The 14,724-nt window shown below is 50.9% G+C and carries 13 protein-coding genes; 10 read left to right on the top strand and 3 right to left on the bottom strand.

The features are described 5' to 3' along the window. A complete protein-coding gene (locus LIX93_RS15330) occupies window positions 1-921 on the bottom strand; it encodes a hypothetical protein (RefSeq protein ID WP_065992387.1) in 921 nt (306 codons plus the stop codon). Window positions 922-1,054: 133 nt separating this feature from the next. On the opposite strand from LIX93_RS15330, the gene LIX93_RS15325 reads away from it, so the two are divergent. Next, on the top strand, window positions 1,055-1,291 hold the full coding sequence (locus LIX93_RS15325; RefSeq protein WP_141695260.1) for a hypothetical protein: 237 nt from the start codon (window positions 1,055-1,057) through the stop codon (window positions 1,289-1,291). Here LIX93_RS15325 and LIX93_RS15320 read toward each other — a convergent pair. Both LIX93_RS15320 and LIX93_RS15315 read right to left on the bottom strand, forming a co-directional pair. Further along, window positions 1,269-1,652, bottom strand: coding sequence for a hypothetical protein (locus LIX93_RS15320; protein WP_147468546.1), 384 nt, complete (start codon window positions 1,650-1,652; stop codon window positions 1,269-1,271). The two genes, LIX93_RS15325 and LIX93_RS15320, sit on opposite strands and share 23 nt — an antisense overlap. Next, on the bottom strand, window positions 1,649-1,906 hold the full coding sequence (locus tag LIX93_RS15315; RefSeq protein WP_065992385.1) for a hypothetical protein: 258 nt from the start codon (window positions 1,904-1,906) through the stop codon (window positions 1,649-1,651). Before LIX93_RS15315 ends, LIX93_RS15320 begins: the two co-directional genes overlap by 4 nt. Window positions 1,907-2,162: 256 nt before the next feature. On the opposite strand from LIX93_RS15315, the gene LIX93_RS15310 reads away from it, so the two are divergent. The 9 genes from LIX93_RS15310 (at window position 2,163) to LIX93_RS15270 (ending at window position 13,610) form a co-directional block, all read left to right on the top strand. Continuing rightward, window positions 2,163-3,623 carry a site-specific integrase gene (locus tag LIX93_RS15310; protein WP_083233253.1) on the top strand — a complete coding sequence of 487 codons (1,461 nt, stop codon included), beginning with the start codon at window positions 2,163-2,165 and terminating at the stop codon, window positions 3,621-3,623. Beyond that, window positions 3,620-7,048: a site-specific integrase gene (locus tag LIX93_RS15305; protein ID WP_226504914.1), complete on the top strand. Its 3,429-nt coding sequence runs from the start codon at window positions 3,620-3,622 to the stop codon at window positions 7,046-7,048. Before LIX93_RS15310 ends, LIX93_RS15305 begins: the two co-directional genes overlap by 4 nt. Further along, complete coding sequence (locus LIX93_RS15300; RefSeq protein WP_226504913.1) at window positions 7,032-7,718, top strand: hypothetical protein; 687 nt, start codon at window positions 7,032-7,034, stop codon at window positions 7,716-7,718. The genes LIX93_RS15305 and LIX93_RS15300 overlap by 17 nt, the downstream gene beginning before the upstream one ends. Further along, window positions 7,702-8,043: a hypothetical protein gene (locus LIX93_RS15295; protein WP_226504912.1), complete on the top strand. Its 342-nt coding sequence runs from the start codon at window positions 7,702-7,704 to the stop codon at window positions 8,041-8,043. The genes LIX93_RS15300 and LIX93_RS15295 overlap by 17 nt, the downstream gene beginning before the upstream one ends. Then, window positions 8,040-9,941: a hypothetical protein gene (locus LIX93_RS15290; RefSeq protein WP_065992381.1), complete on the top strand. Its 1,902-nt coding sequence runs from the start codon at window positions 8,040-8,042 to the stop codon at window positions 9,939-9,941. The genes LIX93_RS15295 and LIX93_RS15290 overlap by 4 nt, the downstream gene beginning before the upstream one ends. A 173-nt stretch (window positions 9,942-10,114) precedes the next feature. Further along, a complete protein-coding gene (locus LIX93_RS15285) occupies window positions 10,115-11,131 on the top strand; it encodes a glycosaminoglycan attachment site (protein ID WP_226504911.1) in 1,017 nt (338 codons plus the stop codon). 113 nt (window positions 11,132-11,244) lie between these two features. Further along, window positions 11,245-11,664: an HAD family hydrolase gene (locus LIX93_RS15280; protein ID WP_226504910.1), complete on the top strand. Its 420-nt coding sequence runs from the start codon at window positions 11,245-11,247 to the stop codon at window positions 11,662-11,664. 615 nt (window positions 11,665-12,279) lie between these two features. Further along, window positions 12,280-12,702, top strand: a complete 423-nt coding sequence (locus LIX93_RS15275; RefSeq protein ID WP_065992378.1) for a hypothetical protein — start codon at window positions 12,280-12,282, stop codon at window positions 12,700-12,702. Window positions 12,703-12,818: 116 nt separating this feature from the next. Continuing rightward, on the top strand, window positions 12,819-13,610 hold the full coding sequence (locus LIX93_RS15270) for a hypothetical protein (protein ID WP_065992377.1): 792 nt from the start codon (window positions 12,819-12,821) through the stop codon (window positions 13,608-13,610). Window positions 13,611-14,724 lie beyond the last annotated feature (1,114 nt).

Raw genomic sequence — 14,724 nt, 5'->3', positions numbered from 1 at the left:
TCATCTGAGTGATCGTTGAGAACCTATGAAAAACGCTACCAAGCGCCGATTTTTGACGGTTTCATTGTGATAGTGCCGTAGCCAGAAGTATTTTCTGAGGATTCCCCTATTGACCCTCTTGAGGTCGTTATCTTCATAATGCTCACGGTAAGCAGCCCAATATTCCCGAATCGACTCGACAACGAAGATTTGCTGAGCCTTGAGGTATTGTGCGCACTGCATACGCGTCGCTAGGACAGATGGGCGGGTCGCAGGGTGGAACATCGCCCTGCTAACAGCGGGTGACCTTAGATCTTGACCCGCCAGCATCAAGTCGAGCGAATTCACCCAGGTGATACCGTTTTCCGCCACCAAGAACTCTGAATCACCATACATTCGGCTGAAGAGCTGCCGAACTCTACCCATTAGCGCCTCGTTTTGGACTACATCGTCTGCCAAGGCAATGCGAGCAAACTTAGCCTTGCCTTCAGTCTCACTCGCGGCGCTAAGGCCTGCGCCCACAGCAAAGCTGTCGCGAATGTCGCAAAATTGAGTAGAGATGCCGCCTCGGAAGGTGATTTTTTGTTCCAGCAGACATTTGTGCATCAGCATGCACAACCGAAAAATGAGTAGCATCAGGGCGTTGGCAGAGTGCGTTAGCACCTGATCAGCATCCGTCTCTTCCTCCATTTCTTTCGGCTTGAACGTCACGACCACCGAGTCAGAGATGCAGGTACTTTTGACGTCATACCAATCGTAGGGGTTGTGTCCGCCAGTCTTCCTGTACCCCTCAGCGAGCGCCTGCTCATGACCGGTCAAAACATCCCGATTGCTGATCATAAACTCCAATAGGTCTTGCGCCTGCTGGTCGGTGGTGACCACCGTGTTCAGCTTCTTGAAGCCCAGCATGTCGATAAACACTGTCCACTGCACTGCTTTCATTGCGTCGAAATCGCTTCTCAGAGAGGGTCGGTCAGGGTGGCTGGTCAGGATGGTACGTGAAACACGGGTACGGTGATGATTAGCTCGCGATTCGAGTCGTCCGGCTGGTGGAAGACTAGCGGAAGCCACTTTCGTGCCGGTACGCCTCTTTGCGCTTGAAGCTCGCACGCGCCTGGACAGTAGCATCGATGCCAGCCAGCACCTTGCTGGTATCAACGCCCTTGTTGAAGACCAAAATCGCCGTCTTGCTATCTCGCCAGGTCGTGAAGCCGAGCAACTGATCGATGGCCTCTCCGAAGGCCTTGGGCCCCTTCCAGAACTTGCACTCGGCGATGAAAACGTTGCTATCACCCCTCGCGCAGCAGGATGACGGTCTTACCGCTCATGTTGAAAGTCTCGCCTGAGGCTTTGCCCTCAAACTGGGCGTTGAGCTGTACCAGGAAATGTTGCCGTAACGCCTCCTCGTCCATGGACTTGAAAGCGGCAGGACTGCGCTCCACGACCAATGCCATGTCCTGCATGATTTTCAGCACGCGCTCGTACTGATCCATCGCCCAGGTAGGTTCCGACTCGAAAGGCTGGGATGTAGCCGGTTGCAGGGTGGGTACGGACTCGCGGCGAGCGGTGGGTACAGCGTAGGTTTTCGGTGCATCTGAACACTGTCGAACAGGGATACCCAGGTCTGCCGTGCGCTGAGACTTGGCCAGCAAACGCTTCTTGCGATCGTTCACCACCTGCGCGGCCAGATGATGAGCGACGCATTGTGCGCGTTGATCTGGTATTCCTGCCATCCGGGGTATTGCTCAATATCCATCAGCAACCGGTCAATCTCCGGACGTGTCTCACGCGGAGAATCTGAAGGATACTGGAACTCAAGGATCAGCTCACTGCCAGCCACTTTGGCGCGCGGAAGGTGGGTCGACCACTGCTTCGATTGGCAAAAGAAGAAAAGCTCACGGCCATCGAACGGCACATGAACCGTCACACACTCTCTAGGCACGAGCGCAGGCCGCCTCATGTCACGTATAAACCAGCGGGAGTCGCCCCGGACGCTGAAGTTAAACGAAGAGGAAAACACATTCAGCCGAGTGCGGTCATTGAAAGCCCACAATGACGTCATCAATGTAAATAAACTATTATAATAATGGTACCAATAGTTTATTTCAATTGATAAACGCAAAAAAGATTAGACCTATGAGCTATACCAATTGTATATCACATGAATTATAGCGAGTCAATATATGATTAAGCCGACTTTAACCGAACGTGACCAAGCGGCGATTGGATCAGGTCGAAAGGTTGAACGGGTTGATCAGCAATGCACTCGCAAAGGCAACTTGAAAAATGTCCTTCTGGTGCATACCGAGCCGCCGCGCCTCTACGAAACGGCAACCGGGCAACCGGTGCCCTCATTTAACGCCTACTCCCGAGGCATCCACAGACAGCTGGGAACGAAAAGCTCACGGGCGAGAAATGAGCAATACACCTACCGCAATGCGGGCTTCATTGACTACCTGTATGAGTCCAGAGCGATCGGCGCCGGCCAGATTGATCCGGAAGCGCTCGGCGAAACGATCAATTCCTACTTCATCTTTTTGACCCAAGGAGTCAACAGCACCGACTTCGTGGTCAGGACGGTGGCTAAACGGCTGGGTCGGACGCCAATCAGCGTTGTCTCGGCCCTTGCCTATAAAGCTGCCGCCAACCATTTTCTGCGGCTTCACGCAGCTCTCCTGAGGGACTCATTGGCCATGGCCAACTTCCTCAACCCGGGAATCGTGATCGAGGCCCCAAACGAACTCGATGCTTTGGCAGATCGACGTCGGAGCAAAATCGAGATCGAACAGATGCGTTCGAAGCTCATGGAGTTCAAGGAAAAACCTGCTGACGTCTATCAGACCGCGCAGGGAGGCCTAGAGGGCGGAAAGGCTCCCAAAAGCAAGCCCCCAAAGGAGTTTCCATCACGTCGAATTTTGAGCCTGATCGAGAATCTGCCGCCCTTAGAGAAGGTAGTTGCCTTGCTCCAAGCTGGCGGTGGTCTCCGACAGTCCGAAGCCTGGGCCATGAGAAACGATGAAATCAACTTGAAGGAACGCTCCCTTCGCATAGAAGACCCTAACCACTGGCGCGACCCTTCCGCTAAAGATTTGCCCTTCAAAGGAAGGACGACAGCAAGAATCTACATGTTCGAACCCTTTGAAACCCTCTTCTATGATGCTTTGGCTGAATACAAGGCAATACGCCCCACCTCAGATAGCGAGTTCCTTTTTATATCAGACAACCGCAATAACTATGGTGAGCCATTGGTCGATGCTGTCAAACCGAACTCGCTTAACCGCAGGATTAATCGCGCACTCGCAAAAGCTCAACAAAAAGCAGGAATAACTGATAGCACACCTACGAAGTTATATACTTCCCATAGTCTTCGTCACTTCTACGGCTATTGGGCCAGGAATTTTGTCTACATCCCTGGGCGTCGTGGAGTTGGATTAACCCTAGGTGAGATTCAGGTGCTAATGGGGCACGCAAATATCGCATCCACTATTATTTACGCCAAGCTCGACCAAGAGGTGCTCATGGCCGAAATTCACGCTTCGCAGCAAATGGCGGCTATCTGGAATGAAACCAGCAGTATCGACAGCCTGCGTGCGGATGCGTATGAAGCCTTGGCACAAGATCTGCGCGGACGCTTGGCAGCATGATTAACGTATCGAAAGAAATTCGGTTAATCGCGCCCGAGAAGTTGCACGCTGCTTCAAAAGTGATTTTCAGTAAAATGACCGAGCCATTAACGTCCAAGCGGGTGAACCTAAACGAATACTCAAGCGACAGGCAGTACCACAAACGTCACGCCATCGTAAAGTTCTGCCGATTAAGATCCGCTCGACAGACGTCCGAGAGTGATCTGAACAATATTTTCAAAATTACCCTGCTGGAAGGTGATGGTGGCCCTCCGGCGTCAACGCTGTATCACCAACTGACAGGTATACGTCCCGACCGACCAGAGGACGTGACGGGCTTAGTAGTTCCATTTAAGGCGCTGCTCTGCCTGCTCTGGGCAGAGAAGATAGTAACCTTGCCATTCATATTCGAGTTGAGCTCTGCATGGAAAAAGAATCCAGAGTTGGAAAAACAAACCTGTGGGTTTATTTTCGAGGTAGCAAAGGGCTCAAACAACATTGAAAGAGCCTCCAGAAGGTGGCAGTACCGCACGTCATGGCAATCTAAAGATGATGTGAATTTTGACGAAATCTGGGCCGCCATACCTGAGATAGTGAGTCTTAAACTTGATAAAGGAAATAAACACTTCTCTTTCATACCTTGGCTCAAGAAGTTCTCGGCCATGTTCAGCGAAATCGTGTCTCCTGAACAGTGCTTCTACCTTGAGCGATATCAAATGTACCTTATATCAAAACGCGCCCACAACGAAAGTATTGCTCAAAATATTAAGGATTATGATGAGTATGTAAAATATTATGTTATGACACCTGAGGAAGCGCAAAACATACCCACGCACGACCGAAAACTTCGTCGCTACAAGATCAGAAACATTAACAGAGAGTATGCTCGCTCTTCTCCGACAGCTAAGCTTAAAAGAAAAGAGCGAACAATCATAGAAAGACAGATGGCTCGAATAGAAAAGGCGCAGCGCGTCGCAGACGAAAGCGAAGCCTTGTATAACGAGCTTCACTCTTCGATATCCGCCGAGGACTACCTGCTTTTACTATCTCTACCTCCGCGAAAGCCTGACTTCAATTGGGTGACAAACGATTTCTATCCCGGTCGCTCACACATCGAAATCGAGAAGACCTACCGTCAGTGGGTAACGATGGCGGAGATATTTGTTGCCAAACTTATCAATCCTAACAACCCTAAAAACTCCAGAAGCTATATAGACAACCAGATCCAGCATATCAAATTCTTATTTGACTACATATTTTTTTACCTACCTATGTGGAAAGAGCTGCATCCTACTTCCACACTTCGGCTGCCAGAAACCATCATTGACTTCGAGCGAGTGGTATTTTGGTGCGACGATCTAATTGACCATGAAACCGTACAATCGATTTATCGAGATCATGACATTTCTGGCAACCTTGAGATGCCACTGACCGGATTGAAACTTCGCACGTTGATGTTCACGGAGAAATCTACTAAACCCTTTGTTAATTCAGTGCATCTCTTCTTTGAGCTAGTAAGAACCTATGGCGCACCTCATGGGTTTGTAGATGGTGGGTATGCCAATCCCGTCAACCGCTCCATGGATTCGACTGGAAGTGGCGGACGATCGAAGTCTGACAAGAAGCCATTCCCTCGGGACATTTCAATTATCGCAAAAGCCTACATGAGCGCGCTTGACGCCATTGGCATCAACATCAGAAACTCCATATTAGATGGTCGCATTGCTCCTGAAACAATTGCAGAAATCAAATCAAGCGATTGGATTGATCTCACGAAAATCCACCTCGGCACCACGGTAACTTTACGCAGTTCCAAGCGTCCACTGGAGACCTATCAGATACCCATTACAATCATACCCAACATCTACAACTGGTGGTATGGCGATTACCACTCAACCAACGCAGCCACCATTGTTACGGCATACTTGCCCTGGCTTTCAACACTCAGGATGCTGGCTATCGGACTATTTGGAGGCCAAAGAATACAAAATGGCCAATGGTTGGATCTCAGAACGTTCGACAATTTTTATCACGAAAAATACGTTGACGCTTTCAATCTCTGCACGCTGCATGTCAACACAGACAAATCTGGGAAATCGAGGGATGTTGTGATCGATGGCGATGTCATGAAGAGTCTCATCGATGAGCGATATTTTCAAACGGAGGTTTACACCAGAGCTCCTGGCCTTGTTTATTACGAGAATGACCCGAGGGATCCTAACAAATACGGCATGATTTGCCCATTGTTTAGAAGTCCTTGGGGAGACCACGACCTCCCTTTTTCGGACGGGACATACTCTGACGAATGGATACATTTTTGCAGGGGCTTGGAGCAGGTATATAACTCCATTGTAAGTCCCGACTCGCATCACAGCTTCATAACCATAAGCGCTTCTGGCAACGAACTGGCGGTGCATGTCCCACACTCTCTTCGGGTGGCGTGGATTTCTCACATGCGATTGTACGGGCACCTCGATGTCACCTATACCGCTCAGCAAGCTGGTCACAAAATAAATGATCAGATTGCTGTGACAACCGACTACTATACAGTGGTTACTCCCGAAGATATGTTAGAGAACATAGGCCGTGCTAATAGCATCGTCACAGACATTGCCTATGAAGCGCTGATGGGCAAGATTAATCAGCCGAGCTCGCCGGGCAGCGCCATTGTTAAAGGGTGGCACGAAAACAAGGCGCAGCTCGTCAAAGATCAAAAATTCAGAAGCCAGCAATTTTATCTCATCGATAGCCAAGAATCAGGCACAGATTTGATAGCCACAACCAAAGCCCTGCCGGGATTTTACACTCATTGTATCTGCATGCGTGATGGCGACTGCCCCAAGAAACTTGTGGAGTTCACAGGACGTTCGAGAGTTTGTAGCCTTTGCGATGCAGCAGTATGGGGCATCGATCATTTGCCAGGCATGAATGTAAAGATGCGACAGGCTCAAATCAACAGTCTTCAACTCGTGGATAAAATCAGTCAGCTGGCTGACGCAGCCATTTCACAAGCTGAGATGGAGCCATACCATCACGAACTGACAATCGCTCGCTACGAGATCGCATCATATAAACATTTGGCCGATCACCTTAATGAAGTATTGGATTCGGACAATAAAAATCCAGGGTATATTTCCCGCTACCGTGACCTCGTTGGTGCTAAGCGACATGCTGTAGACATGTCAAACCCTCTCCACCGGGTTATTGCGGGAATTATTGATTCTGAAGCCTATCCGCACTTAACTTCGGCCAATTACCCCTACATGGTTGAGCGGCTAGCCAAGAACCCAGACCTTCTAAAATTAGAACTAAGCGATCCTACGTCGAAGCAGCTTATCGCCTGCCAGATAGCCACCATCCTCAGAAGCTCAGACTTCACTTTTGAAGAGGTGATTACGCTTGTTTCAAATCCTTACCTGGCCCTGGAGCATGAAAAAATTGAATAATCATCGTTCTGACCAGCTGACGCTTCAGGATAAAAATAAGCATGATCGGAAGCAGGAGCAACTCAATAGAACTTTGGCAAAGACCAAAGCTACTTTAGAGTCATTGATCAAAAAAAATGTGCCGCCCTACAAAAATTTTTCAAACTTGGCCAGGGATGTGGCTCTCATTGTTGGCGTGGATCCTTCACTTTATAGAAAATCAAATACACCTCAAAAGAGACTTTTTGATAGCTATGCTGTGAAACTCTGCACAAAGATCCCCCGAGTACTTGCAGAATCCTTGATTCCAGAAGAAACGCTTCAAATCAAACTTAGCGAAGCGAAACATAGGATTCTGGTTCTGGAAAATATATTGAGCGATCTATCAAAAAAATCGAAACCAAAAATACCCATGATTAAAACTGACAGTTTCCTGCACGCTTTCGAAACGACCTGCAAGCTAATCGAAATCATATTGAAAGAAGATCAGTTCCTATATTTTGAAAAAGGTCGCTTGATGACCCGCGCAACGATGACAGCAGTTCCCGCATCACTCTCTGATGCAAAAACTTGCAAACCCTTCTTGGACTGGCGCCATGCAAAAAACACTAATCTTGGATCGCTTAGCACAGCTGAACTTGAAGAATCGCTTCGCTCTTCGACTGAAAGAGGAAATGGCAAAACTGATTGAGGTAGACGCCTTTATGCCCATGAGGAAAGGCAGCATTGATCTTACATGGTTGGCAGCCAGGATTGGCGCCACTCGACAAATATTTTATGCCCGCCGAGGCAACCCCGAAGTGCATATACTCCTAGCGATGCTGAATGAATTCCTGGAAAGCTCGATCGCCACTCTTCCCGGAGGCGCGCCTCTAAATATTGAAAATTCCAGATTGCAAACCGAATTGACCCTGATCAAGCAGGAAAATTCGACGCTGAAGCAACAACTTCGATCGGCGCGTCATGTGCTAAACATGATCCACGCAGGCGGCATCGTACTGAGCGATCGCCCATGAAGAAGTACCTCATCAAGCGGCTAATCCATCGGCTAGATGGCATCAGCCAAATCACCTGCGTCCACTCAGGGAACGGTAGAATCGCCTCATTGCGCTTTCGCACTGATGCATTCGATTTTCCGCTGCTTGCCGGGCGCATGTACATGCTGCGAACCGCTGCACGTAGCCATGGAGTCAACCTGATAGCTGCTCTGGAATGTGGCCTAGACATCTCGGCCTGGGTCACGCTCATTGAACACAACTTTTTCCTCGCCGATATTCAGCTCAAACCTGCTGCAAAACGACTGCTCAACTCCCTGGACGCAGCTCAACGCGAGAGGCTTCTAGCCAGTCTCGTCCAGAATGACCTGAAACCCTGGCAAGGAGTACTCCCAGCGCCGCAATGCACTCTGCTAGGGGTAGCGTTCCAAGAGTCTCAGCAACGGTTCCAGCACGTTAAAGGACTCATGGCCTGGGGGCTTCCTCAAACGCGCGCAGAAGCCTGCTATGACACGTTTGGTTCCGATGCATGCGCCGTTCCGCTTGCCAGGCTCAAGGCCCTCTTGTCGTTCGGCACATCGCAGTTGATTCAATCAGTCCTGTCCTCACAAACGAGTTTGGACGCCAGCCAACGTGCGGCGCTTGAGCTACTGACCTGGTTCAGAGATCAAGGCTCGAAGGGACGCACGATCTTTCACAAGACGGAGCTGCCCAAGTCCTCCGGAAAGGCCCTCGAACTCTGCACCGACCGGGGCTGGACAATTGTTGATGGGGAGTACTGCCAACTCAAATCCCACGCTATGCTTCAGGTCGCCGTGCGCAGACAGCTCGAACGCCTATCGAGCAGTTTTTTCCCCATCTATACGCCTCAGGAAGTCCAGTATAGTTATTCCAGATACAGCCAAGTCATCGCATCCTATGACCATCATAATTACCAAGACGAAATCATCGTAGCCATCAACTCAAGGCTGTCGGTGATCAGTGCCCGTGCTCTACCAAGCGTTTGTGAGTTCACGAGCCAGCTGTCCGGCACCCTGCAGATCTTGTACGCGCCGGCTCCTCAGCTCGTCGTGTATTCGAGCTCCATGCTGCCTATCTATGATGCCTGTACTGAGAACGTTGCAGTTCCTTTCCACGAACTCCCACCTGACCTCGCTGAGTACGGCACCGTCATCATCACCGACTGCCATCTACTGACGCTCAGTGACTTCTTGGTGGCCCTCCAGGGAGTCCCTGCCTCCACGCGGGTGGTGCTATTCGATGCCCGGCCAGCTATGGCTGAGCAACCAGCACATTTCCTGGACGTTCTCAAAGCCTACTACCCCACCATCGCCCTGCACGCTGCGAGTCACCCCGTATCAGCGATCCCAGCGCCGAACCTTGAGCTCAACGGCGAAGACCAGGTGTTCAATGTCCACTGGGCCGAGCAATGGCACCAAGCGTCAAAGGGTGAAATTTTTGTCAGTGACTCTCCCTCGCTGATCGCAACGATCAATCAGCGTCTGGGTCGAGTGCGAGCACCGGTAGTCCTTCAAACCCAGGAGACAAGTTTCAGAAAGCATGATCTGATCAGAGTGCGGCCAGCCCATGCCAACAAGTGGGATCCTTTCATCTGCCGGATTCATTCCGTCAGAGGAAAGGGGCTGTTTGTGGAAGCGGAAGGCAGGTACTCCACCTTGTCACCTGAGTTCGTTGACGAGGCGAATGTGTCACTTGGCTTCGCCATGTCTCCAGAGGCAGCCGTACAGGCAGGTGCACGATCGGTCGTGCTGATCGCAGCGAAGGCATCGAGGCATGCTTGGATTGATTATCTCAAAGCCTATCGAATTGAGGTCAAGCAGGTGTATGTGCATGATCAACCTATGACGGCGAAGACAATACCGATCTTTCACCAACGGCTGACCCCACTGGTTGAGTAGGGCCTTGAGCCCCCTCGCGGGCTTGTCCTGTGGGTCATCCAAAAATCCAGTACTAGCCCTGCCGAAATCTTTACTACATTCAACGCCAGGACACAGCGTTGATATGATAGTCACCCTCGAATAGTCTTCCGCGAAGGTCTGAACTCTAACGGCTTTGCTCAAGGAAGCGCGTCATGCCCATTGATCTATTCACACATCAGGTCGATGCCGAGACCCAGCATGCGATTTTTCAAATGATGAACGAGGCGCCCTACGGGCCCGAGCGCGCAGTTTTGGCTAAATGGGCCGAGGGCTTCGAAGATCGTGACGGTAAGTTTGTCAGAGAGCTGCAAACGACTTTCGAGTCCTCATTCTGGGAGCTCTACCTGTTTGCTGCGCTCAAGGAATTGGGTCTACCAATCAACCTTCGTCATCATGCCCCTGACTTCGTGGTGGAGGGGGGCGTGCCATTCTGCCTGGAAGCGACGATTGCAAGACCGCCGGTTGGCGGAGAACCTGCATTTGGCTTTCCCATGGCCGCACCTCCTAAGGACTTCACCGATTTCAACATCGAACCAACCCTGCGGATTTGCAACAGTTTCGATGCCAAGATTAAGAAGTACCGCAAAAGCTACCTCAACCATGCGCACGTTGAAGGCAAACCCTTCGTAATTGGCATCGCATCGTTCGACAGGCCGCACTCACATTTCGCATCTGGGCGCCCAATCCTTGCAGCATTGTATGGGCTTTACCACGACGAGGCGGCGACCAAACCGGGGGACACCCACGTCGTATCGTACAACGTCACTGCAGCGCCTAAAAATGCCAATACCAACATTGAGGTCGGACTGTTTTGTGACGACTCACATGCGGAAGTATCAGCGGTTGTTTATAGCTGCCTCGCCACTTGGGGGAAGCTGAGGGCTCTGGCTGATAGTCCTGAGGCACCGTCCGTGTACACCACCTTGCACCCTAATCAAGGGAGCCTGATTCCAGTGGTGCGGAATACCTGGAAACGAGACTACACAGAGCACCTCATGGACGGACTCTATGTGCTTCACAATCCGTTTGCTCGGCATCCCCTGCCTCCTGGACTGCTCAGCCATCCCCGGCTATGCGAGGTAAGGGTCGCTGATGATGGGGAGCTCATCTTGGATGCCCCGGATGATTTTCTGCTCTTAAGGATGCTGCAAAGCATCAAGATCACTTGAGGGCCGACCAGCCACATACGGCTGGTCGCTTCGAATGTGTGCCCTTCTGACCCACTGTATCCTGCCAAACCAGATGAAGCGGGCCTCAACCGCAGTTGTTAAAGGCAATCCAGATGTCCGTCAGATTCATACTTTTCGACGCGTTCGGCACCTTACTTCGAATCCCGCAGGGCAGACACCCCTATCGCATGATTTTGAAAGATGGCATCCGACAAGGGCGTCTCCCGCAGCCGAACAATCTGCACCAGGTCATGACCCGCAGCCTGAGCCTGGCGGAAGCGGCTGAGCTTTTCGAAATCAGCGTACGACCCGATCTCATGGTCGAAATTCAAGGCGCACTGGACGCTGATCTAGATAGCATCGAACCGTTTGATGATGGAATGCGAGCAGTGGAAATGCTGCAGGCCGAAGGCATCAAGATTGCCGTTGCCTCCAATCTCGCTGCACCATATGGAGAACCCGTACGCCGACTGTACAGCGCAGTCGTGAGATTGCGAGCAACTCCCTTCCATGAACACTCCTGTGCCACATGAAAAACTGGATCTTGGACATCACGAAAATGCCATCAGCAATGGCAATACTCCCCTATACAACACGATGAGAGCTCTCCGGCGGCCTGAACACCCGCATGAATTCAGCGCCTTGAGATTGCCGGCCATCCCGTGAGAGGCCCGGAAACTCTGCTCACCTCACCTTTGGAAGCGAACAGCCATTTTTTCCAATTGCCCCGATGGCCACTTTAGCGACGACGCAGTCACCGACAGCTAAATTAACTAAATATTGGTAATCCCACAATCTTAGTTACGAAAACTCAGTTATCAATTTAAGGCAAAATCAATGTTATACCCGCAACCAATACACCAGCTCTAAATAATAGCTTGACACTACCGCCGCCATCATCTTTAGTTAGCAAGTCGCTCAGAACTCAACGTGATCACCATGACCTATATCCACTGCAAATTGTATGCCCGTGAGGAAATAACAAGAAATGTCGGCAGTTTGCAATCCAACGTAAAAACGCCATTCGTGGACTTAAACATTGCACAAGCATGAGCATGCTTATCAAAATTTACCAAATGATTGAGTACCACTTACACGTTAAACCCGGTCACTTAATTTAATGCGAAGCACAATAGGAGAATATTAGCATGCCCGAATCACCGTATATTACTCACCGCGACATCTTTCTAACAGGAATGTATGGTACTGCTTACCTCCTGCAGGACTTTATCCTATACCAGTACAATCCAAGCAAGTTCTTCTCCGACACAGACCAACGTTGTGGCGGATTCGACCGCCGTCATCAACAAATCTATGAAGACCTTAAAGCTTGGTTCTCTGACCACGGTGCTGCTTCGCCAGGGTTTAGGCAGATCGCTGAACACCTTCAATCACAAAGAATAGCCCGGGCCCAGTCCGTTTTTGAAGAGCTTTGTCGGCTGCGAGAGATGTTTCCCGCTGACTATCCCAGCGAGCCCGGAGCGAACCCGTCGGAGGAGCATGGAAATGCGCTGCGGAACCATGAGTGGTACCACGAACAAAACGTGTCCAAAGGCTACATCTCAAGATGAACTCTGCAGCCAGGCCGACCCGGTTCTTACCTGCTGCCGAAGTCGATTCATGGCTGCCAAACCGAGAGAACTTCTTAAACAAGCCATTCTGAATTCGACCAGGGACTTTGATACGTATGCTGAAACAAGACCAGATCCTCGCCTGCGGTATGACAATGCTGAATCCAACCCAGTGCGAATTATCGCTGAGGGAGGCCTTCCCTGATCAAATCGAACGGCAGCAGCGTGTGATGCTTGCATTGAATTTTTACGACGCGTACCTCGCCATTATCGACGCGCCCATTGATAATGCACTCAATCCCATGACAATGGTGGGATTCAAAGGGTTCCTAGCAACTGAGCTCGAAATGTCTAAGGCGGAGTTAACTGCCACGGTTTGGGCCGTTAGTGACCTGCTGGCGCTGTATGGTCTGATCAGAGAGGGCGATGTTCAATTTGCCCTGAGCCAAGATGAGGCTTTCGATCGATGCACCTACCAAGGGCTGAACCGCTTACAGGATAGAATTTCCTACTACGCCAGTTGGTTTGCTATCCAGAGTGGACAAGGCGTCTACGTCGATTTCACGATTCTGGATCCCCATCTGAGCCGCTCATCGCAGCAGTTCCTTCGTAATCACCTTGGTATGTACATGATCGATAAGGATGCCGATCGGGCAGAGATGGACGCCAGGTTCATTACCAGCATTATTCAAGGGTACGTTACGAGATGGCCACATCGTGATCTGAGCCGGGCGCTCTCCGTGAAGGAGACCCGTTCATTCATTGCTGAGATCAATGCTGAGTCGGACAATCAGATGGCCCGCGCAGGCTTTACGGCCCGAGACGCCCGCATAAATCGTGGGTATCTGGCAAATGTCATTCAGGGTTTTTTCATACCTGCGGACATTTTTACTACAGCAGTGTTGTGACGACGCCCTACCCTACATCCATTCATCCCTTACATCTTGTCAGCCCGGGTCGCTCAGGAGTAAAGACCGTGAGTACGGAACGTCGTCACATGCCGCTCGACGGAGGATCCCGGCCTCTCCACTGGCGGCATATGATAAAAACTGCTCGCCAAAGGTGCGAACCAGGTACTCACCGCAGTCCAAACCCATCTACTTCAGCTCCGCAACCAGCTCCTCCCGCCCATGCAAGCTAGAAACGCCCCGGAGTATATTCATGACCTGCTCCGACCACCCAGAAGCTTTCATGCCTTTGCGCTGATAAAACGCCCCCCAGCCGCTCATCATTAGATCACAAGCCGTCGCGCGACCGTCGAGAGTGGGAGCGACGCAGATACCTTCTTCAGCGCGCTGGATCTGAAGCTTGAGACCATCCAGGAGTCCCGCCAGTCCAATCCATCAGGCATTGAACTGACTATTACCATGGCTAAGCGATTCATGGCCCGACCAAAACATCGCATTCAGCTTGACGATCTGGTTACGACCCAAGACAGGCTCGACGCCATAGAGTTTGAGCGTGAATATTGCTCAGGTTTGCGGTGCAGTCCGAGCACCTCGTGACGCCGGGCAACCAGTTGCTGGCAGAGCCGAATTCCCGTTTCACCCGTGGCGCCGATCACAAAAACTTTCGCCATCATGCCCTCTGGAATTTATTTCCCCCTCCCGCATTATCCTAAACAGCAGACCCGCACACTGGCGTCCGGTAGTGGAAAAAGATGGAGCATCGCAGCCGCAGAGGCCGGCAGGTGAACGTTTGAGGAATGGTTTGATCCCAACGCACCTGTGAAATCTGCAGGCTGAAAATTCCGGAATCTGGTAAGCCCAATTCCGGTTTTTTCGTTTCACGACTTTCGAAACGCTGCAGCGCTACTCGGATAACCAAGCCGAAAGAACGCTCCTCGGGTAAAAGCCCACTATTGATGCTTACCAGCACCGTTGGAACTCGCCAGGTGTCACCGCCAATGTAAAACTGACCCCCTAACGCCAACTCAATTTTGACCCCCTGGGCGATCATGGTGGCTTTGAGCTGCCGAGATGTTGACCCAGGAGCAGTCAGTGGAAATCAAGGTATTGGCCC

Source organism: Pseudomonas sp. MWU16-30317, assembly GCF_020515695.1.
Taxonomy (GTDB): Bacteria; Pseudomonadota; Gammaproteobacteria; order Pseudomonadales; family Pseudomonadaceae; genus Aquipseudomonas.
This window is presented reverse-complemented; position numbering and strand designations above follow the sequence as displayed.

What these genes read in the sequence shown, in the direction of transcription:
- LIX93_RS15330 (WP_065992387.1), bottom strand. Translation starts at nt 921, where the DNA reads ATGAAAGCAGTGCAGTGGACAGTGTTTATCGACATGCTGGGCTTCAAG.
- LIX93_RS15310 (WP_083233253.1), top strand. Translation starts at nt 2,163, where the DNA reads ATGATTAAGCCGACTTTAACCGAACGTGACCAAGCGGCGATTGGATCA.
- LIX93_RS15305 (WP_226504914.1), top strand. Translation starts at nt 3,620, where the DNA reads ATGATTAACGTATCGAAAGAAATTCGGTTAATCGCGCCCGAGAAGTTG.
- LIX93_RS15300 (WP_226504913.1), top strand. Translation starts at nt 7,032, where the DNA reads ATGAAAAAATTGAATAATCATCGTTCTGACCAGCTGACGCTTCAGGAT.
- LIX93_RS15295 (WP_226504912.1), top strand. Translation starts at nt 7,702, where the DNA reads ATGGCAAAACTGATTGAGGTAGACGCCTTTATGCCCATGAGGAAAGGC.
- LIX93_RS15290 (WP_065992381.1), top strand. Translation starts at nt 8,040, where the DNA reads ATGAAGAAGTACCTCATCAAGCGGCTAATCCATCGGCTAGATGGCATC.
- LIX93_RS15285 (WP_226504911.1), top strand. Translation starts at nt 10,115, where the DNA reads ATGCCCATTGATCTATTCACACATCAGGTCGATGCCGAGACCCAGCAT.
- LIX93_RS15280 (WP_226504910.1), top strand. Translation starts at nt 11,245, where the DNA reads ATGTCCGTCAGATTCATACTTTTCGACGCGTTCGGCACCTTACTTCGA.
- LIX93_RS15275 (WP_065992378.1), top strand. Translation starts at nt 12,280, where the DNA reads ATGCCCGAATCACCGTATATTACTCACCGCGACATCTTTCTAACAGGA.
- LIX93_RS15270 (WP_065992377.1), top strand. Translation starts at nt 12,819, where the DNA reads ATGCTGAAACAAGACCAGATCCTCGCCTGCGGTATGACAATGCTGAAT.